The organism is Paenibacillus cymbidii, assembly GCF_004764705.1.
GTDB lineage: Bacteria > Bacillota > Bacilli > Paenibacillales > NBRC-103111 > Paenibacillus_AN > Paenibacillus_AN cymbidii.
The window spans coordinates 131,291-145,947 of the sequence record NZ_SHLX01000009.1 but is presented as its reverse complement, the minus strand read 5'-3'; the positions used below and the strand labels follow the sequence as shown (position 1 = coordinate 145,947).

Genomic DNA, 14,657 nt, shown 5'->3' with positions numbered 1-14,657 from the left:
ATAGAGCCATTTCCCGGCGGCATCCGCCACAATCATCAACACTCGTTAACACGATCTACACATGTTGCTCGCGATCGTTCTCCGGCAGCAGCAGCGGCAGCCGCAGCGTAACGACCGTACCCGCCCCGGGGCCGCTGTCGATCGCAAGCCCGCACGCTTCGCCGAACTGAAGCCGCAGGCGGCTGTGCACATTGTACAGGCCGACGTTATCCCGGCCCCCGTCGCGCAGCCGTTCGCGCAGCACCGCGAGCCGCTCCGGCGGGATGCCCGGCCCGTTGTCGGCGACCGACAGGAGCAGCGAATCGCCTTCCCGGCGGCAGACGGCGGCGATGCGCACGCTTCCTTTCCCATGCGGCATGCCGTGCTGGATCGCGTTTTCGACGATCGGCTGCACGATCATTTTGACGGTGGCGCAGGCTTGCCACGCTTCGTCCGCCTCGACGGTGAAGTCGATCCGGTTCTTGAAGCGCAGGTTCATCAGCTTGACGTACGACTGCGCATACGCCAGCTCCTCGCCGAGCGTGGTGAGCGGCCGGTCCTTGCCCATCGCGTAGCGGAACAGGCGGCCCAGCAGGCCGATCATCGTCACCGCGCTGTCGCGTTCGTCGTCCTCGATCAGGTAAACGATATTTTCCAGCGTGTTGTGGAGAAAATGCGGGTTGATCTGCGCCTGCAGCGCTTCGATCTGCAGCATCATTTGCCGCCGGTCGGCGGCCACCGTGACGCCCACCAGCTGCTCGATCCGCTCCAGCATGCGGTTGAAAGAATGCTGCAGTTGATCGACTTCGTCGATCCGGTACGTATCCTTGCTGAAGAAGCGCTGGAAATCGCCGAGCTGGATGTCCATGTGGCGGAACTGCATCGACGCGAGCGGGCGGATCAAATATTGCGCCATCGCGTAAGAGAGCAGCAGCACGAGCAGGAACACGATAATCAGCAAATACACGTCGTTGTAGATCAGTTCCTGCGATTGCTTGCGGATGGCCGAATAGTCGTAAATGGAGACGAGGTGCCACGGCAGCGAACCGATCGGAGCGGCAAAATACAATGCCGACGCTTTCCGGTCGAAATACCCGTTCAGCGAGTCGAGCGGCGCCGGAAGCGTTTCGGTCCGGCCGAACGCTTCCGGATCGGCGTGCGACAGGATCCGGCCCTTGTCGTCGACGATGAACGCCGTATTGCCGTTTGCCTTCAGCTCGCCGTACAGGCTGGAGAAATACACCTCTTCCACATCCAACGTCAAATACCCGGTCGGATCGGAGAACCGGCTGAGCGGAACGATCGCCATGCCAAGGCTGACCGAAGGCGAACCGTTGCCTTGTTGCGGATGATAATAAATGTTTTTGCGCGTCAGCCGCATCTCGTCGATGTAATCCTGAGGCAGCCGCGTGTTCAGCTTGCTGCGGTTGGCATACACGAGCCGGTTGTCGGCATCGTATACGGACAGCATGTCCTGAGTCAACATCGACGGCTTCTGCGTCAGCACGAGCTGATCCAGCTCCTGCCGCTTCTTCTCGTCGGCCTGCTGGACGAAATCCGCGGTCCACGAGTCGAACGCGAACCGGGCCAGCATCGTTTCCCGCTGCCCGACAAACAATTCGATGCGATGGACGACTTTGTCGAAGGCGGCGGCGTACGTTTCCTTCAATTCTCGCGACACGACGCGGGACGACTGCACGTAGAACAACACGACGAACAGAACAATCGGCAGCATGATGGTCAAAATAAAATAAACAAACAGCCGGTCCCGCATCGTCATCCGGCTGTCCCGCCCCGCTGCGCCGCCTTCCGGCTGCATCCGGTCGTCGAGCTGGTCGTAGCGGCCGATCCAGCGAATCAGCCGGTGCAGCGGCAGCAGCATGCTCCCGCCGAGCAGCCGCGTCAGCAGCAGCGACAGCAGCGCGCAGCCGAGCAGGATGGCGGCGGCGTACAGGCCGATCAGCGCCAGCTGGCGCTCGTGAAAGCCGCTGCCGGCTTCGGCGAACACGATGCGGACGCCAAAGAAGCCGATATCGCGCACATGGTAGCGCCGACCCTGCGCATGCAGGACCGCGTCGCCTTCGGCGGTTTGCGGCTTGATGTCCGCCAGCAGCCCGGAAGGCACGCCGGACCCGCGATACATCACATCTCTGCCTTCGGTCAGCACGGCGAGCGATTCGGCGTACGGAATCAGCTTGCGCAGATTGGCCGGATCGAGAAACACAAGAATGACGCCGGCCAGCCCGTCCGCTTCCAGCCGGGAGGCGATATAGGCGGTTTCATTCATCCGATCCAGCGATAGCCGCTGCGGCGATTCCGTCAGCCATGCGCGTTCGATGCCGAGCATCCGGTACGTTTGCCCCGGAGGCACGAAACGGATCGGCTCCGCCTCCCGGAACAGCTGCGACGCGTAAGCTTCCATGCCTTCGAGGTAAGACTGGCGCGAGCTGTATTGCTCGGCGCCGGCAAGCACGACAACGCTGTCGATAAAATCGTTGTCGATCTTGATATTGAACAGCGACGACTCCAGCGTTTGCGACAGCACCACTTCCCGGTAAGAGTCGGTTTGTTTGCCGCTCAGCTGCTTCACCGTGTCCAGGAACGATTCGTTGTTGCGCAGCCCGTCGATCGCCTGCCGCACGTCCTCGAACTGCCGTTTAACGTCGGTTACGGCTTGTCCGATCTGCATCGTGACGATGTCGTCCTTTTTGCCGTCGATGAACGACTTGGTTTTGCCGTACAGCACCGCGCCGACGATGCATAACAGCAGCAGAACGGCCGTCAGCGAAAACAACATCAGGAACCGGGTGAATTTGACCGTGCGCCTCGCCCGGTTCACGGCGTTTCCTCCTCGGCGCCGGCGGCCTCGAATCGTTCGATGGAGGTCGGAGTGCCTCCGATCGCCTTCAGGGCCGCTTTTCCTTGCGATTCCTGATACGCTTGCGGCGTGACGCCGGTCAATCGTTTGAATATTTTATTAAAATAGGAAAAATTAGAGAACCCCACTTGCGTTGCAACGTCGCTTACTCTTTTGCCCGTGGCCAGCAGCAGGTCCATGGAGCGGCGAATGCGGATTTCATTGACGTAATCGATAAAGTTGTAGCCGGTTTCCCGCTTGAACAGCGTGCTGAAATAATTCGGGTTGATGTGCAGATGCTTCGCCACATCCTCGAGCAGAATGCGCTCCTTGTAGCGTTCAACGATATACCGCGCCGCTTCGGCGATGTACGGGCTCGGCTCCGCCTGCTTGACCGCGGGCTGCGGCATGTCCGTCGTCTCCTCGCGCCGTGTCGCCGCTTCCGCCGCCAACTCCTTGGCCATACGCGCGAATAGCTCCATCACCTCTTCGCGGATGATCGGTTTCAGCAAGTAGCCTTTTACACCGTAGCGAATGGCATCCTTCGCATAAGCAAAATCGTCGTAAGCGCTCATCACCGCCGTCTTGACCGCCGGGAATTGCCGGCTCACCTTGTCGATCAGCTCAAGCCCGGTCATGCCCGGCATGCGGATATCCGTCAGCACGACATGCGGCTGCGTCCGGCGCACCTGCTGCCATGCTTCTTCCCCGCTCTCCGCGCTGCCCGCCACCTCGAAGCCGATTTCGCCCCACGGCATTTTGCCTGCCAGCCGGTCGCGTATGTTTTGCTCGTCGTCGACAATCAACACCTTGTACATGGCGACCCCTCCATCGTTCGTTGCGTTGCCGTGTTCAGCTCTATTCTATCACACGGCCCGGCCGCCGGATGCCATTTCTCGCGCACGGCAAAAAGCCCCTTGCGTGGCGTACGGTGCAGTTCTGCAACCGTTCGCCGCGCAAGGGGCTTGGTTCGATAAGCGCGAAGAGTCGGGCGTTATTTGTTTTTCGCCGCGTATTGGTCGATCCAGGCCGTCGTTTCCGCCAGCTGCTTGTCCGCCCGGCCGATCGCTTCCGCGACCTGATTCGCCGCCGTGCCGCCGTATACGTTGCGTGCATTGACCACGTGCTCCGGCTGCAGCACCTCGTAGATGCGCGGATCGAACAGCTTCGAGAAGCCGCCAAACTCCTCGATCGTCAAGTCGAGCAAATACTTCTTGTTCTGGATGCAGTACAGCACGATTTTGCCGATCACTTCGTGCGCCTGACGGAACGGCATTCCTTTGCCGACGAGGAAATCGGCGATGTCCGTCGCGTTCGAGAAGTCCTGGTTGACCGCCTGGCGCATGCGCTCCTTGTTCACCTTCATCGTCGCGACCATCGGCGCGAACAGCTGAAGCGCGCCCTGCAGCGTCCTCACGGTGTCGAACATGCCTTCCTTGTCTTCCTGCATGTCTTTGTTGTACGCCAGCGGCAGTGCCTTGAGCACCGTCAGCAGGCCAAACAGGTTGCCGTAGACGCGCCCCGTCTTGCCGCGCACCAGCTCGGCGACGTCGGGATTTTTCTTTTGCGGCATGATGCTGCTGCCCGTGCAGAACGCGTCGTCGAGCTCGACGAAAGCGAACTCCGTGCTCGACCAGAGCACGAACTCTTCGCACAGACGCGAGAGGTGCATCATCGTCAGCGACGCGTTCGACAGAAACTCGACGATGAAGTCGCGGTCGCTTACCGCGTCGAGGCTATTTTCGTAGACGCGCGTGAAGCCAAGCTCCTGCGCCACAAAATGGCGGTCGATCGCAAACGTCGTTCCCGCCAGCGCGCCGGCGCCGAGCGGCAGCACGTCGATGCGCTTGTAGCTGTCCTGCATGCGCTCGATGTCGCGCTGGAACATCGACACGTACGCCATCAGATGATGCGCGAACAGAATCGGCTGCGCCCGCTGCAGGTGCGTATAACCCGGGATGATCGTGTCCGGATGGGCTTTCGCCTGCGTCAGCAGCGCTTCCTGCAGCTTGGCCAGCAGCGCCACGACTTCCACCGCGCGCTTGCGCAGGTACAGGTGCATGTCCGTCGCCACCTGGTCGTTGCGGCTGCGCCCCGTGTGCAGCTTGCCGCCGACCGGGCCGACCTCGTCCATCAGCGCCTTTTCGATGTTCATGTGAATGTCTTCGTCGCCGATCGTAAACTCCAGCGCGCCGCGGCGAATCATCTGCAGCACTTTGTGCAGGCCGTCCTTGATTTTCTCCACGTCGTCTTCCGGCAGGATGCCGCACTTGCCCAGCATCGTTACATGCGCCAGGCTGCCTTGCACGTCTTCCTCGGCCAACTCTTTATCGAACATGATGGAAGCCGTATACTCCTCCACCAGTTGATCGGTTTTTTTCGTGAATCGTCCACCCCAAAGCTTCGACACCGCTACAACTCCCTTCCAAATGCAACCCTTGCCTTCACCGTTGCCAGACGTCAGGCCTGATAAGTGCACGACACCATGGCTTCCTCAAAAATAGCCCATAAAAAATGGCTTATCTCTACATTTTCGCCCACTTCGCCGAAAATAGCCAGCGAAAACATGGCCTATTCCGCCCAAACCGCACAAAATGGCCACTTTTCTGTCAAATAACCAGTGATATCACTGGCTATTTGGCGACAGTAGTCTATTTTTCACGAAATAGTCCATAAAAAATGGCTTATTTCAAAACTCGCCATGTTCCGACCGCCCGCGCCTACCCAAGCCGCGCCCGACGCGCCCGACGCAGCAGCGAGCGCACCCGTGCGCCGTCCAACCGCTCACCTTTACCCCAAACAGCACGAAATTAACGGGAGCTTCTCCCGTTAATTCGTGTTCCCGCTATCGCACGGGCGACGGTCGCTTGCCTATTTCTTCGCGTTCTGCTCCACGCCGGAAGCGACCTTGAGCCGCAGCGCGTTCAGGCGGATGAAGCCGGTCGCGTCGTTCTGGTTGTACGCCTTCGTCGGATCGGCTTCCATCGTTGCGATGTCCGGGTTGTACAGGCTGACCGGGCTTTTCACGCCGGCGCCGATCACGTTTCCTTTGTACAGCTTCAGCCGGACGGTGCCGCTTACGTTGCGCTGGCTTTCGCTCACGAGCGCCTGCAGCGCCAGCCGTTCCGGCGCGAACCAGAAGCCGTTGTACACGAGCGAGCTGTACTTGGCGATCAGCGAATCGCGCAAATGCATCACGTCGCGGTCCATCGTCAGCGACTCCATCTTGCGGTGCGCGACGAACAGGATCGTGCCGCCCGGCGTTTCGTACACGCCGCGGCTCTTCATGCCGACGAAACGGTTCTCGACCATGTCGACGCGGCCGATGCCGTGTTTGCCGCCGATCGCGTTCAGCGTCTCCATCACTTCGAGCGGCGTCAGGCGGTTGCCGTTCACTGCAACGCATTCGCCTTTTTCAAACTCGAGCTCGATGTATTCCGCTTGATCCGGCGCTTTCTCCGGCGACACGCTGAGCACGTACATTTCTTCGTTGGAGGTCGCGCTGGCGTCGAACCACGGATCCTCGAGAATGCCGCTTTCGAAGCTGATGTGCAGCAGGTTGCGATCCGTCGAATACGGCTTGGCCGCCGACGCCGTTACCTTGATGCCGTGCTTCTCGGCGTAAGCGATCATTTCCGCGCGGCCCGGGAATTGCTCGCGGAACTCGTCGAGCCGCCACGGCGCGATGACGCCGAGCTCGGGAGCAAGCGCAGCCGCCGTCAGCTCGAAGCGCACCTGGTCGTTGCCTTTGCCGGTGGCGCCGTGGGCGATCGCCGTTGCGCCTTCCGCCCGGGCGATGTCGACCATGCGCTTGGCAATCAGCGGACGCGCGATGCTCGTGCCGAGCAGGTACTGGCCTTCGTACAGCGCGCCCGACTGGAACATCGGGTAAATGAAGTCGCGCGCGAACTCCTCGCGCAGGTCATCGATGTATACCTTCGACGCGCCGGTGGCAAGCGCTTTGGCTTCCAGGCCGTCTAACTCGTCGCCCTGGCCGATGTCCGCCGTGAACGTAATGATTTCCGCATCGTACGTTTCTTTGATCCATTTCAGAATTACGGACGTATCCAGGCCGCCCGAATAGGCGAGCACGATTTTATCTTTTGCCATGAGTCCCTTCACCCTTCACCTTTCTATTTCCGAAAAGTCTACCCGCCGAGATCCGGCACGGGAAGCCTGACACGGCCATCGTTACATCGTTGCCGCCATGATCGCTTTCTGCGCGTGCAGCCGGTTCTCCGCCTGATCGAACACGATCGAATGCTCGCCGTCCATGACGCCTTCGCTCACTTCTTCGCCGCGGTGCGCCGGCAGGCAGTGCATGAATACGTAGTCCGGCTTCGCGTGTTTCATCAGCGCCTCGTTCACCTGATATCCCTTGAAGGCGACTTCCCGCTCGCGTTGCTCCGCTTCCTGGCCCATGCTCGCCCATACGTCCGTGTACACGACGTCGGCGTCTTCCGCCGCCTCGCGCGGATCGCGGCATATGGTCACCTGGCCGCCGTATTTGGCCGCATTGTCGCGCGCCATCTTCGTTTCGACGGGGTTCGGCTCGTAGCCTTCCGGCGTTGCAACCGCGATGTGAAGCCCGAGCTTGGCCGCGCCCATCATCAGCGAATGCGCCACATTGTTGCCGTCGCCGATGTAGGCGATCTTCAGTCCCGCCAGTTTGCCTTTCTTCTCCAGAATCGTCTGGTAATCGGCTAGCGCCTGACAAGGGTGCGACTGATCGGACAGTCCGTTGATAACCGGCACCGTTGCGCCGCGCGCAAGCTCGATCACGTTGCGGTGCGCGAAAGTGCGGATCATGATTCCATCCAGATAACGCGACATGACTTGCGCCGTATCCCAGATCGTTTCGCCGCGTCCCATCTGGATGTCGTTTTTGCTCAGGAACAAGCCTTGCCCGCCCAACTGATAGATGCCCACTTCGAACGATACCCGCGTACGCGTCGACGACTTTTCAAATATCATGCCAAGCGTCTTGCCCTTAAGCGGCTGATAAACTTCGCCCGCCTTCTGTTTGCGCTTCAGTTCGATCGCTTGGTCGATCAAATATCGAATTTCTTCCGGCGCATAGTCGGCCATCGCCAGAAAGTCGCGGCCGCGCAAGTCGAGCTCCATTTGCGTTTCGTTGCCCATTCGCTCCCTCTCCCTTCGGTACTTCGGCAGTTCGACGCTCCGTTTTCTACGCTTTGACCGTTTCCGCTCCGTACGGCGCCAGCGCCGAGGCGATGATCGCCACCGCCCGGTCGATTTCCTCGCGGGTGACATAGAAGTTCGGCAGCAGGCGGATGACCTGCGGTCCCGCGGTAACGACCAGCAGGCGCTGCGCATGGATCGCCGCCACCGCCGCCGCTACCGGCTGGGTGCAGCCGATACCGATAAGCAGGCCTTTGCCGCGGATATCCTCCACGAACGAGTTCCCCGCCAGCGCTTCCTTCAGCTTCGCCTGCAAATAGTCGCCCAGCTCCGCCACGCGTGCCGGCAGCCCTTCGGCCAGCATCGTTTCGATCGTGGCGATGCCCGCCGCCGTCGCAATCGGCGTGCCGCCGAACGTCGAGCCGTGCGATCCCGCGGAGAACGCTTCGGCCAGCTTCTCTTTGGCGAGCATGGCGCCCATCGGGAAGCCGCTGGCAATGCCTTTGGCCACAGTGAAAATGTCCGGCTCGATGCCGTAATGCTCATAGGAGAACAGCTTGCCGGTGCGGCCCATGCCGGTCTGGATTTCGTCGACGATGAGCAGCAGATCGTGTTGTTCGCACAGCTCCGCGATCGCCTTGATGAATGTCGGCGTTGCCGTAATGACGCCGCCTTCGGCTTGCACCGTTTCCAGCATAATGGCGCAGGTGTTGGCGTTGATCAGGCTTGCCACCGCATCCGCGTCGTTGAACGGCGCGTAGACGAAGCCTTGCGGCAGCGGCGCGAAGCCTTCCTGCACTTTGCCCTGGCCCGTCGCCGTCAGCGTGGCCAGCGTACGGCCGTGGAACGACTGGTGGAACGTGATGATTTCGTAGCGGCCGTTGCCGAGCACCTTCTGGTTGTACCGGCGCGCCAGCTTGATCGCCGCTTCGTTCGCCTCCGCCCCGCTGTTGCAGAAAAAGACGCGGTCCGCGCAGCTGTTCGCCGTCAGCAGCCCGGCCAGCTTCTCCTGGTTCGGGATGTGGAACAAATTGCTGACATGCCACAGTTGATCGAGCTGTTCGTTCAGCTTCTCCTTTACCGACTGCGGCGCGTGGCCGAGGTTGGTCACCGCCAGGCCGCTCATAAAGTCGAGGTATTCATTCCCCTCATCGTCCCACAGCCGGCTGCCTTCCCCTTTGACCAGCGCCAGCGGGTACCGGCCGTAATTCGGAAACAACGCGCTTTTCCCCTGATCTCCCATGTCTTTCACTCCCTTATATTTACTCGAATGCCCGATTGCCCGGTTACCCTTCCTTCACGATCCGCGTGCCGATTCCGCCTTCCTTGACCGCACGGCTGAGCACCTCCGGCACCGAACCGTCGACGATGACAACTTCGCGCACATCGCCCTGGATGCATTGCACCGCCGCTTTCACCTTCGGAATCATGCCGCCGTAAATTTCCCCGCTGGCGATCATCTCGTCGATGTCGCGCACCGTTACGCTCGGCAGCACCCGCTTCTCGCCGTCCACCACGCGCATGATGCCCGGCACGTCGGTGACAACGATCATCCGGTCGACGCCAAGCTGCGACGCCACCGCTCCCGCCGCCGTGTCGGCGTTGATGTTGTAGCGCTGCCCGCCGCCTTTGCCGAGACCGACCGGCGCGATGACCGGGATGTAGCCCATCGCCACGATGCCTTCGATCAGCGCCGCGTTCACCTTCGTCACGTCGCCGACAAGGCCGACTTCCGCCGCGTTTGCGACCGGCCGCGCTTCGATCAAATGCCCGTCGACGCCCGACAACCCCATCGCTTTGGCGCCCGACAGCTGGATTTTGCGCACGATTTCCTTGTTGATCTGCCCGGAAAGCACCATCTCGACGACGTCCAGCACCGCTTCGTTCGTCTTGCGCAGCCCGTTCACAAACTCGGTTTCGATGCCGAGCTTCGTCAGCGTCTCGGAAATCGCCGGCCCGCCGCCGTGCACGATGACGGTGACAATGCCTTCCTCCTGCAGCTTCTTCATATCCGTATAAAAAGATGCCGGCAACGCGGCCAACGTGCTGCCGCCGCATTTCATCACAAATGTCCGTTTCCCGCTCATGTCGATGGTTCCCTTCCTTCTACGTCCGGTACGCCGCGTTGATGCGCACGTATTCGTACGTCAGGTCGCAGCCCCAGGCCGTCGCCTTGCCCGCGCCCATGTTCAGGTTGACATGGATGAGCACAAACTCGCCTTTCAAATACTCCGCCGCCTTCTCCTCGTCGAAGCGGATCGGCCGCGATTGCTCCAGCACCGTAATGTCGCCGAGCCGGATGTCGACCGTCTCCGTGTTGACCGGCTGGCCGGAGCGTCCGACGGCGGCGATGATGCGGCCCCAGTTGGCGTCGGCGCCGAAGCAGGCCGATTTCACCAGGCTCGAGCCGATAACCGTCTTCGCTATCGCGCGGGCCGCTTCGTCCGATGCGGCACCGATCACATTCACTTCGATCAGCTTCGTGGCGCCTTCGCCGTCCCGGGCGATCGCCTTGGCGAGATACTCGGCCACATGGCCGAAGCCCGCCGCAAACGAATCCCAGTCCGAATGCCCCGGATGCAGCTTGCCGCCGCCGCCCAGCCCGCTGGCCATCACGACGACCATATCGTTCGTGCTTGTGTCGCCGTCGACCGTAATCATATTGAACGACTCGTCGGTCGCCTTGTTCATCAGCTTCTGCAGGTCGATGCTGTCGATGTCCGCGTCCGTCGTCAGAAAGCCGAGCATCGTCGCCATGTTCGGGTGAATCATGCCCGAGCCTTTGGCAGCGCCGGCGATATGAATCGTTTGGCCGCCGACGTTCACTTTAACGCAAATCATCTTCTGCACGAGGTCGGTCGTCAGAATCGCCTGGCAAAAGTCGACGCTGCCGTCCGCCTTCACCTGCTCCGGCAACCCGGCGATGCCTCGTCGCACCTTCTCCATCGGCAGCGGTTCGCCGATCACGCCGGTGCTGGTCACGCCGACGAGGTGCTCCGCCACGCCAAACGCTTGCGCCGCCGCCGCGCGCATCTCTCGGGCGTCGGCTTCACCCTGCTTGCCGGTGCATGCGTTGGCGTTGCCGCTGTTGACGACCATCGCCTGCAGCTTGCCTTCGCGCGCGATGCTTTCCTTCGTGACGCCGAGCGGCGCCGCCTGAAACGCGTTCAGCGTGTATACCGCCGCTGCCGTCGCCGGCACGTCGCATACGATTGCGCCCAAATCATGGCGCGTCGTTTTTTTCAGCCCGCAGTGCAGGCCGCCTGCGCGGAACCCTTTCGGCGTCGTAACGCCGCCGTCCGCCACTACTGTAAATTGCTGCTCGCCCATCGAATGATTCACCGTTCCCTCTCCCATGTTCCCAGCTATGCTCCCCGCACAATGCCCTTTGACCGTTAAGGATAAACCGGCGTAAATTCCAGCCCCGTCGTTTCGTCCCAACCCATCATCAGGTTGAGGTTTTGCACCGCCTGACCGGCCGCGCCTTTCATCAAATTGTCGATCGCGGACAGGATCGTCACCCGATTCGTCCGTTTGTCGACCGACAAGCCAATGTCGCAATAGTTCGAGCCCCATACCTGCTTCGTCGCCGGAACCTGGCCTTTCTCCCGCACGCGCACGAACGGGCGGCCTTCGTAATACTGCCGGTACAGCTGCAGGAATTCGTCCTCTGTATGTTCTCCGACAATCGACGCATACGCCGTGCACAGAATCCCGCGCGTCATCGGCACGAGATGCGCCGTAAACGTCACCGGCACCTCGTAGCCGGCTATTCGCGACAACACCATCTCGATTTCCGGCGTATGCTGATGTTTATTCACTTTGTATGCATAAAAATTCTCGTTCACCTCGGAAAAATGCACCCCGAGCGACACCCCGCGACCTGCCCCGGATACGCCGGTTTTCGCGTCGGCGATAATCGTTTTCGGGTCGATCCAGCCTGCCTTGACGGCCGGGATGAGCCCAAGCAGCGTCGCCGTCGGGAAGCAGCCCGGATTGGCGATCAGCTCCACGCCGCGGCATTCCTCGCCGAACACTTCGGCCAGGCCGTATACCGCCCGCTGCAGGATCGCGTCGTCCGCCGGCTTATGCTTGTACCATTGCTCGTACACTTCGCCCGACTTCAGCCGCAAATCGCCGGAAATGTCGATCACCCTCAGCCCGGCCTCCAGCAGCTTTGGCGACAGCGTCGTGCTGACGCCATGCGGCGTCGCCAGAAAAACGACGTCGGCCTTCTCCTGCAATAACGCAACGTCAACCGCATCGAGGCGGTCGACCATAATTTCGGATAAATGCGGATACCCTTCCGCGATCGGCACTCCCGGTGTCGAGGACGACACGACCGACGTAATCGCTACCAGCGGATGACGCAGCAGCAGCCGAATCAACTCCACCCCGCCGTATCCCGTTGAGCCGACAATCGCGGCACGTTGTTGCTTACCCATCACCGATTTCCTCCCGCACGAATAAACTATGTATTATTATACATTTGACGGTATAATAATTCAATACGATTTTCATTGGTCGTCTTGGTCCGCTTTGGACAAGCGCCATGCACTATTGTACTCTTTTCGGGCGTGTTTGAAAACCCGCTCGGGTGCATCTTGCACCGCCCAATCTGCTATCCTCGGAACTTTCAAACACGCCTTAACCGTTCCGTTTAAAGCCCTCTCCTAAAACTTCCGATGCGCTGCTGATGAGCACGAACGCCTCCGGATCGATCGTCCGGACGAGCACCTTCAGCTTGGCTACCTCCCGCACATTGACGACAACCATCAGCACCGTACAGTCGTTGCCGGTGAAGCCGCCTGCCCCCTTGAGCCTGGTCAGCCCCCGGTCGAGCACGTGCAGCACCGCCTCCGTCATTTCCTCCCACTTGGCCGAAATGATATAGGCTACCTTCGAAGAACCGAAACCGACCTGGACGACGTCGATCGTTTTGCTGGTGACGAACAACCCGATCAGCGCATACAGCGCCTTCTCTGCGGTAAACACGGCCCCCGCCGTCAAAATAATCACCGTGTCCAGCATGGCCATCGCCGCGCTGAAAGCGATGCCGGTGTAGCGATGGATGAGCTGCGCGGCCAAATCCATGCCGCCGGTCGAACCTCTGCCGCGAAGCACAATGCCGACGCCGAGCCCGATGCCGATGCCGCCGTAAATCGCAGCAAGCATCGCGTTATTCGTCAAGGACGGCACGTCCGACGTGAGCAGCACAAAGAGCGGCACCACGAACGTGCCGACCGCCGTTTTGACGCCGAATTGTTTGCCGACCAGCCATACGCCGAGCACGAACAGCGGAATGTTGAGCGCCCACTGCGTATAGGCCGGCTTGATCCCGGTGCCGTGCTGCACGAGCACGGAAATGCCCGACACCCCGCCCGACACCACCTGATTCGGCACCAGAAACAAGTTGAACGACAGCGCCACGATCAGGCAGCCGAACAGCACCAGTCCGTACTCCACGATCATATGCAGCGGCGTTCCTTCGACTAGAAAAGGCTCCTTTCTACGCATCCCGACAACTCCCTTCCGTACAAAAAAACCTGCACCGCTAGTGTGCAGGTTTTGAGGCCGGGCTATGCTTGAAGGGCTTGATTATGCTTCTCCGTTACAGAAAGCGCTCAACTGCTCCATCCGCTCCCCCCTCGCCCCTGTTTGAGCCATCGCCAAACGCGGCGTTCCCCCTTCCGCCGGCATACCCACTCTCTTCCACGCAGCTCTGATAAAGCGTTTTGCAGAATAAGCCATGTTTCATTGCCTATTTCGCCAAAACGGGCAGCTCCTTTAAAATAACCAGTGAATTCACTGGCTATTTCGGTTAAAATGTCCGATTCGGGGCCTTGCGAGCGAATAGGCAATGTTTTTTCGCTGGCTATTTCCGACGAGGCGGGAGAAATCGAGCAAATAAGCCATTTTTCATGGTCTATTTTATGGTTGGCCTACCCCACCTGAGCAGTATGCAGCTTTGCCGCGGCCATAGTGGCATCGTCATCCCCACTTGGATACAGCTTTTCTTAACTGGGTGACGTTTCCGCAACCTGTTTGTTGATAGGTAACAAATTATACAAATAGAGTCATAAACCAAGGGGCCTGTTTTTGTGGTGTTTTGTAGTGGTCATTATAATTCACCCACTTTTGGGGTTGAAATATGGGAAATGGGCGCTAAACGCTCCGCGAAGCCACTGCAGCGCATGGAACATGCGCTAAACGCCCCGCGGGGGCCCAGCGAAGCCCCTCCAGCGCATGGAACATGCGCTAAATACGCCGCGGGAGCCCCGCGAAGTTGCTGCAGCGAATGAAACAACAGGGTTGTCCCTATCATTCGGATGACGAGGGGGCTGTAAGGGAACGGACCATAAAAGTTCCCATTTGCCTGGGGCCAGGCATGAATGTCCGCATTTCTTGTACCAATTCACTATCAGCAAAATAAGGCTGATTTCAGCCTTACAGACCTCCATGCCGCCGGGGCGGCACCACAGTGGAGTGAAATGTATTTCCAGGGTAGCGGCGTTTCGGCATACAGTGGACAAAATAAGGCCGATTTCAGCCTTACAGCGGCGTTTCGGCATGCAGCGGGCGAAGTAAGGCTGATTTCAACCTTACAGCAGCGTTTCGGCATGCAGCGGGCGAAGTAAGGCTGATTTCAGCCTTACAGTGGCGTCGTCGGCATGCAGCG

At 60.0% G+C, this 14,657-nt stretch carries 11 protein-coding genes; 1 reads left to right on the top strand and 10 read right to left on the bottom strand.

Annotation, left to right across the window (positions count from 1 at the left end):
- Window positions 1-55: 55 nt before the first annotated feature.
- The 10 genes from EXY20_RS14530 to EXY20_RS14485 all read right to left on the bottom strand — a co-directional run bounded on the left by EXY20_RS14530 (window position 56) and on the right by EXY20_RS14485 (window position 13,495).
- Window positions 56-2,818 carry a cache domain-containing sensor histidine kinase gene (locus EXY20_RS14530; protein ID WP_135552246.1) on the bottom strand — a complete coding sequence of 921 codons (2,763 nt, stop codon included), beginning with the start codon at window positions 2,816-2,818 and terminating at the stop codon, window positions 56-58.
- Window positions 2,815-3,654, bottom strand: coding sequence for a response regulator transcription factor (locus EXY20_RS14525; RefSeq protein WP_135552244.1), 840 nt, complete (start codon window positions 3,652-3,654; stop codon window positions 2,815-2,817). The genes EXY20_RS14530 and EXY20_RS14525 overlap by 4 nt, the downstream gene beginning before the upstream one ends.
- A 176-nt stretch (window positions 3,655-3,830) precedes the next feature.
- Window positions 3,831-5,246, bottom strand: coding sequence for an argininosuccinate lyase (argH, locus tag EXY20_RS14520; RefSeq protein ID WP_135552242.1), 1,416 nt, complete (start codon window positions 5,244-5,246; stop codon window positions 3,831-3,833).
- 461 nt (window positions 5,247-5,707) lie between these two features.
- Window positions 5,708-6,946, bottom strand: coding sequence for an argininosuccinate synthase (locus tag EXY20_RS14515; protein ID WP_135552240.1), 1,239 nt, complete (start codon window positions 6,944-6,946; stop codon window positions 5,708-5,710).
- Window positions 6,947-7,027: 81 nt separating this feature from the next.
- Complete coding sequence (gene argF / locus EXY20_RS14510) at window positions 7,028-7,978, bottom strand: ornithine carbamoyltransferase (RefSeq protein WP_135552237.1); 951 nt, start codon at window positions 7,976-7,978, stop codon at window positions 7,028-7,030.
- Between the two features lie 46 nt (window positions 7,979-8,024).
- Complete coding sequence (locus EXY20_RS14505; protein WP_135552235.1) at window positions 8,025-9,221, bottom strand: acetylornithine transaminase; 1,197 nt, start codon at window positions 9,219-9,221, stop codon at window positions 8,025-8,027.
- A gap of 43 nt (window positions 9,222-9,264) precedes the next feature.
- The gene (gene argB / locus EXY20_RS14500) at window positions 9,265-10,065 is read right to left on the bottom strand and encodes an acetylglutamate kinase (protein ID WP_135552233.1); all 801 of its coding nucleotides are present in this window, start codon (window positions 10,063-10,065) and stop codon (window positions 9,265-9,267) included.
- Window positions 10,066-10,084: 19 nt separating this feature from the next.
- On the bottom strand, window positions 10,085-11,308 hold the full coding sequence (gene argJ / locus EXY20_RS14495) for a bifunctional glutamate N-acetyltransferase/amino-acid acetyltransferase ArgJ (protein ID WP_135552459.1): 1,224 nt from the start codon (window positions 11,306-11,308) through the stop codon (window positions 10,085-10,087).
- Window positions 11,309-11,373: 65 nt separating this feature from the next.
- A complete protein-coding gene (gene argC / locus EXY20_RS14490) occupies window positions 11,374-12,423 on the bottom strand; it encodes an N-acetyl-gamma-glutamyl-phosphate reductase (RefSeq protein WP_135552230.1) in 1,050 nt (349 codons plus the stop codon).
- Between the two features lie 202 nt (window positions 12,424-12,625).
- Window positions 12,626-13,495, bottom strand: coding sequence for a YitT family protein (locus EXY20_RS14485; RefSeq protein WP_135552228.1), 870 nt, complete (start codon window positions 13,493-13,495; stop codon window positions 12,626-12,628).
- Window positions 13,496-14,370: 875 nt separating this feature from the next.
- Here EXY20_RS14485 and EXY20_RS14480 point away from each other — a divergent pair.
- The gene (locus tag EXY20_RS14480) at window positions 14,371-14,616 is read left to right on the top strand and encodes a hypothetical protein (protein WP_135552226.1); all 246 of its coding nucleotides are present in this window, start codon (window positions 14,371-14,373) and stop codon (window positions 14,614-14,616) included.
- Window positions 14,617-14,657: the final 41 nt, after the last annotated feature.

Excerpts from the sequence above, each read along its gene's own strand:
- EXY20_RS14515 (WP_135552240.1), bottom strand. The coding sequence starts at position 6,946 with ATGGCAAAAGATAAAATCGTGCTCGCCTATTCGGGCGGCCTGGATACG.
- EXY20_RS14525 (WP_135552244.1), bottom strand. The coding sequence starts at position 3,654 with ATGTACAAGGTGTTGATTGTCGACGACGAGCAAAACATACGCGACCGG.
- EXY20_RS14485 (WP_135552228.1), bottom strand. The coding sequence starts at position 13,495 with ATGCGTAGAAAGGAGCCTTTTCTAGTCGAAGGAACGCCGCTGCATATG.
- argC (WP_135552230.1), bottom strand. The coding sequence starts at position 12,423 with ATGGGTAAGCAACAACGTGCCGCGATTGTCGGCTCAACGGGATACGGC.
- argF (WP_135552237.1), bottom strand. The coding sequence starts at position 7,978 with ATGGGCAACGAAACGCAAATGGAGCTCGACTTGCGCGGCCGCGACTTT.
- argJ (WP_135552459.1), bottom strand. The coding sequence starts at position 11,308 with ATGGGCGAGCAGCAATTTACAGTAGTGGCGGACGGCGGCGTTACGACG.
- EXY20_RS14480 (WP_135552226.1), top strand. The coding sequence starts at position 14,371 with ATGTCCGCATTTCTTGTACCAATTCACTATCAGCAAAATAAGGCTGAT.
- EXY20_RS14505 (WP_135552235.1), bottom strand. The coding sequence starts at position 9,221 with ATGGGAGATCAGGGGAAAAGCGCGTTGTTTCCGAATTACGGCCGGTAC.
- argB (WP_135552233.1), bottom strand. The coding sequence starts at position 10,065 with ATGAGCGGGAAACGGACATTTGTGATGAAATGCGGCGGCAGCACGTTG.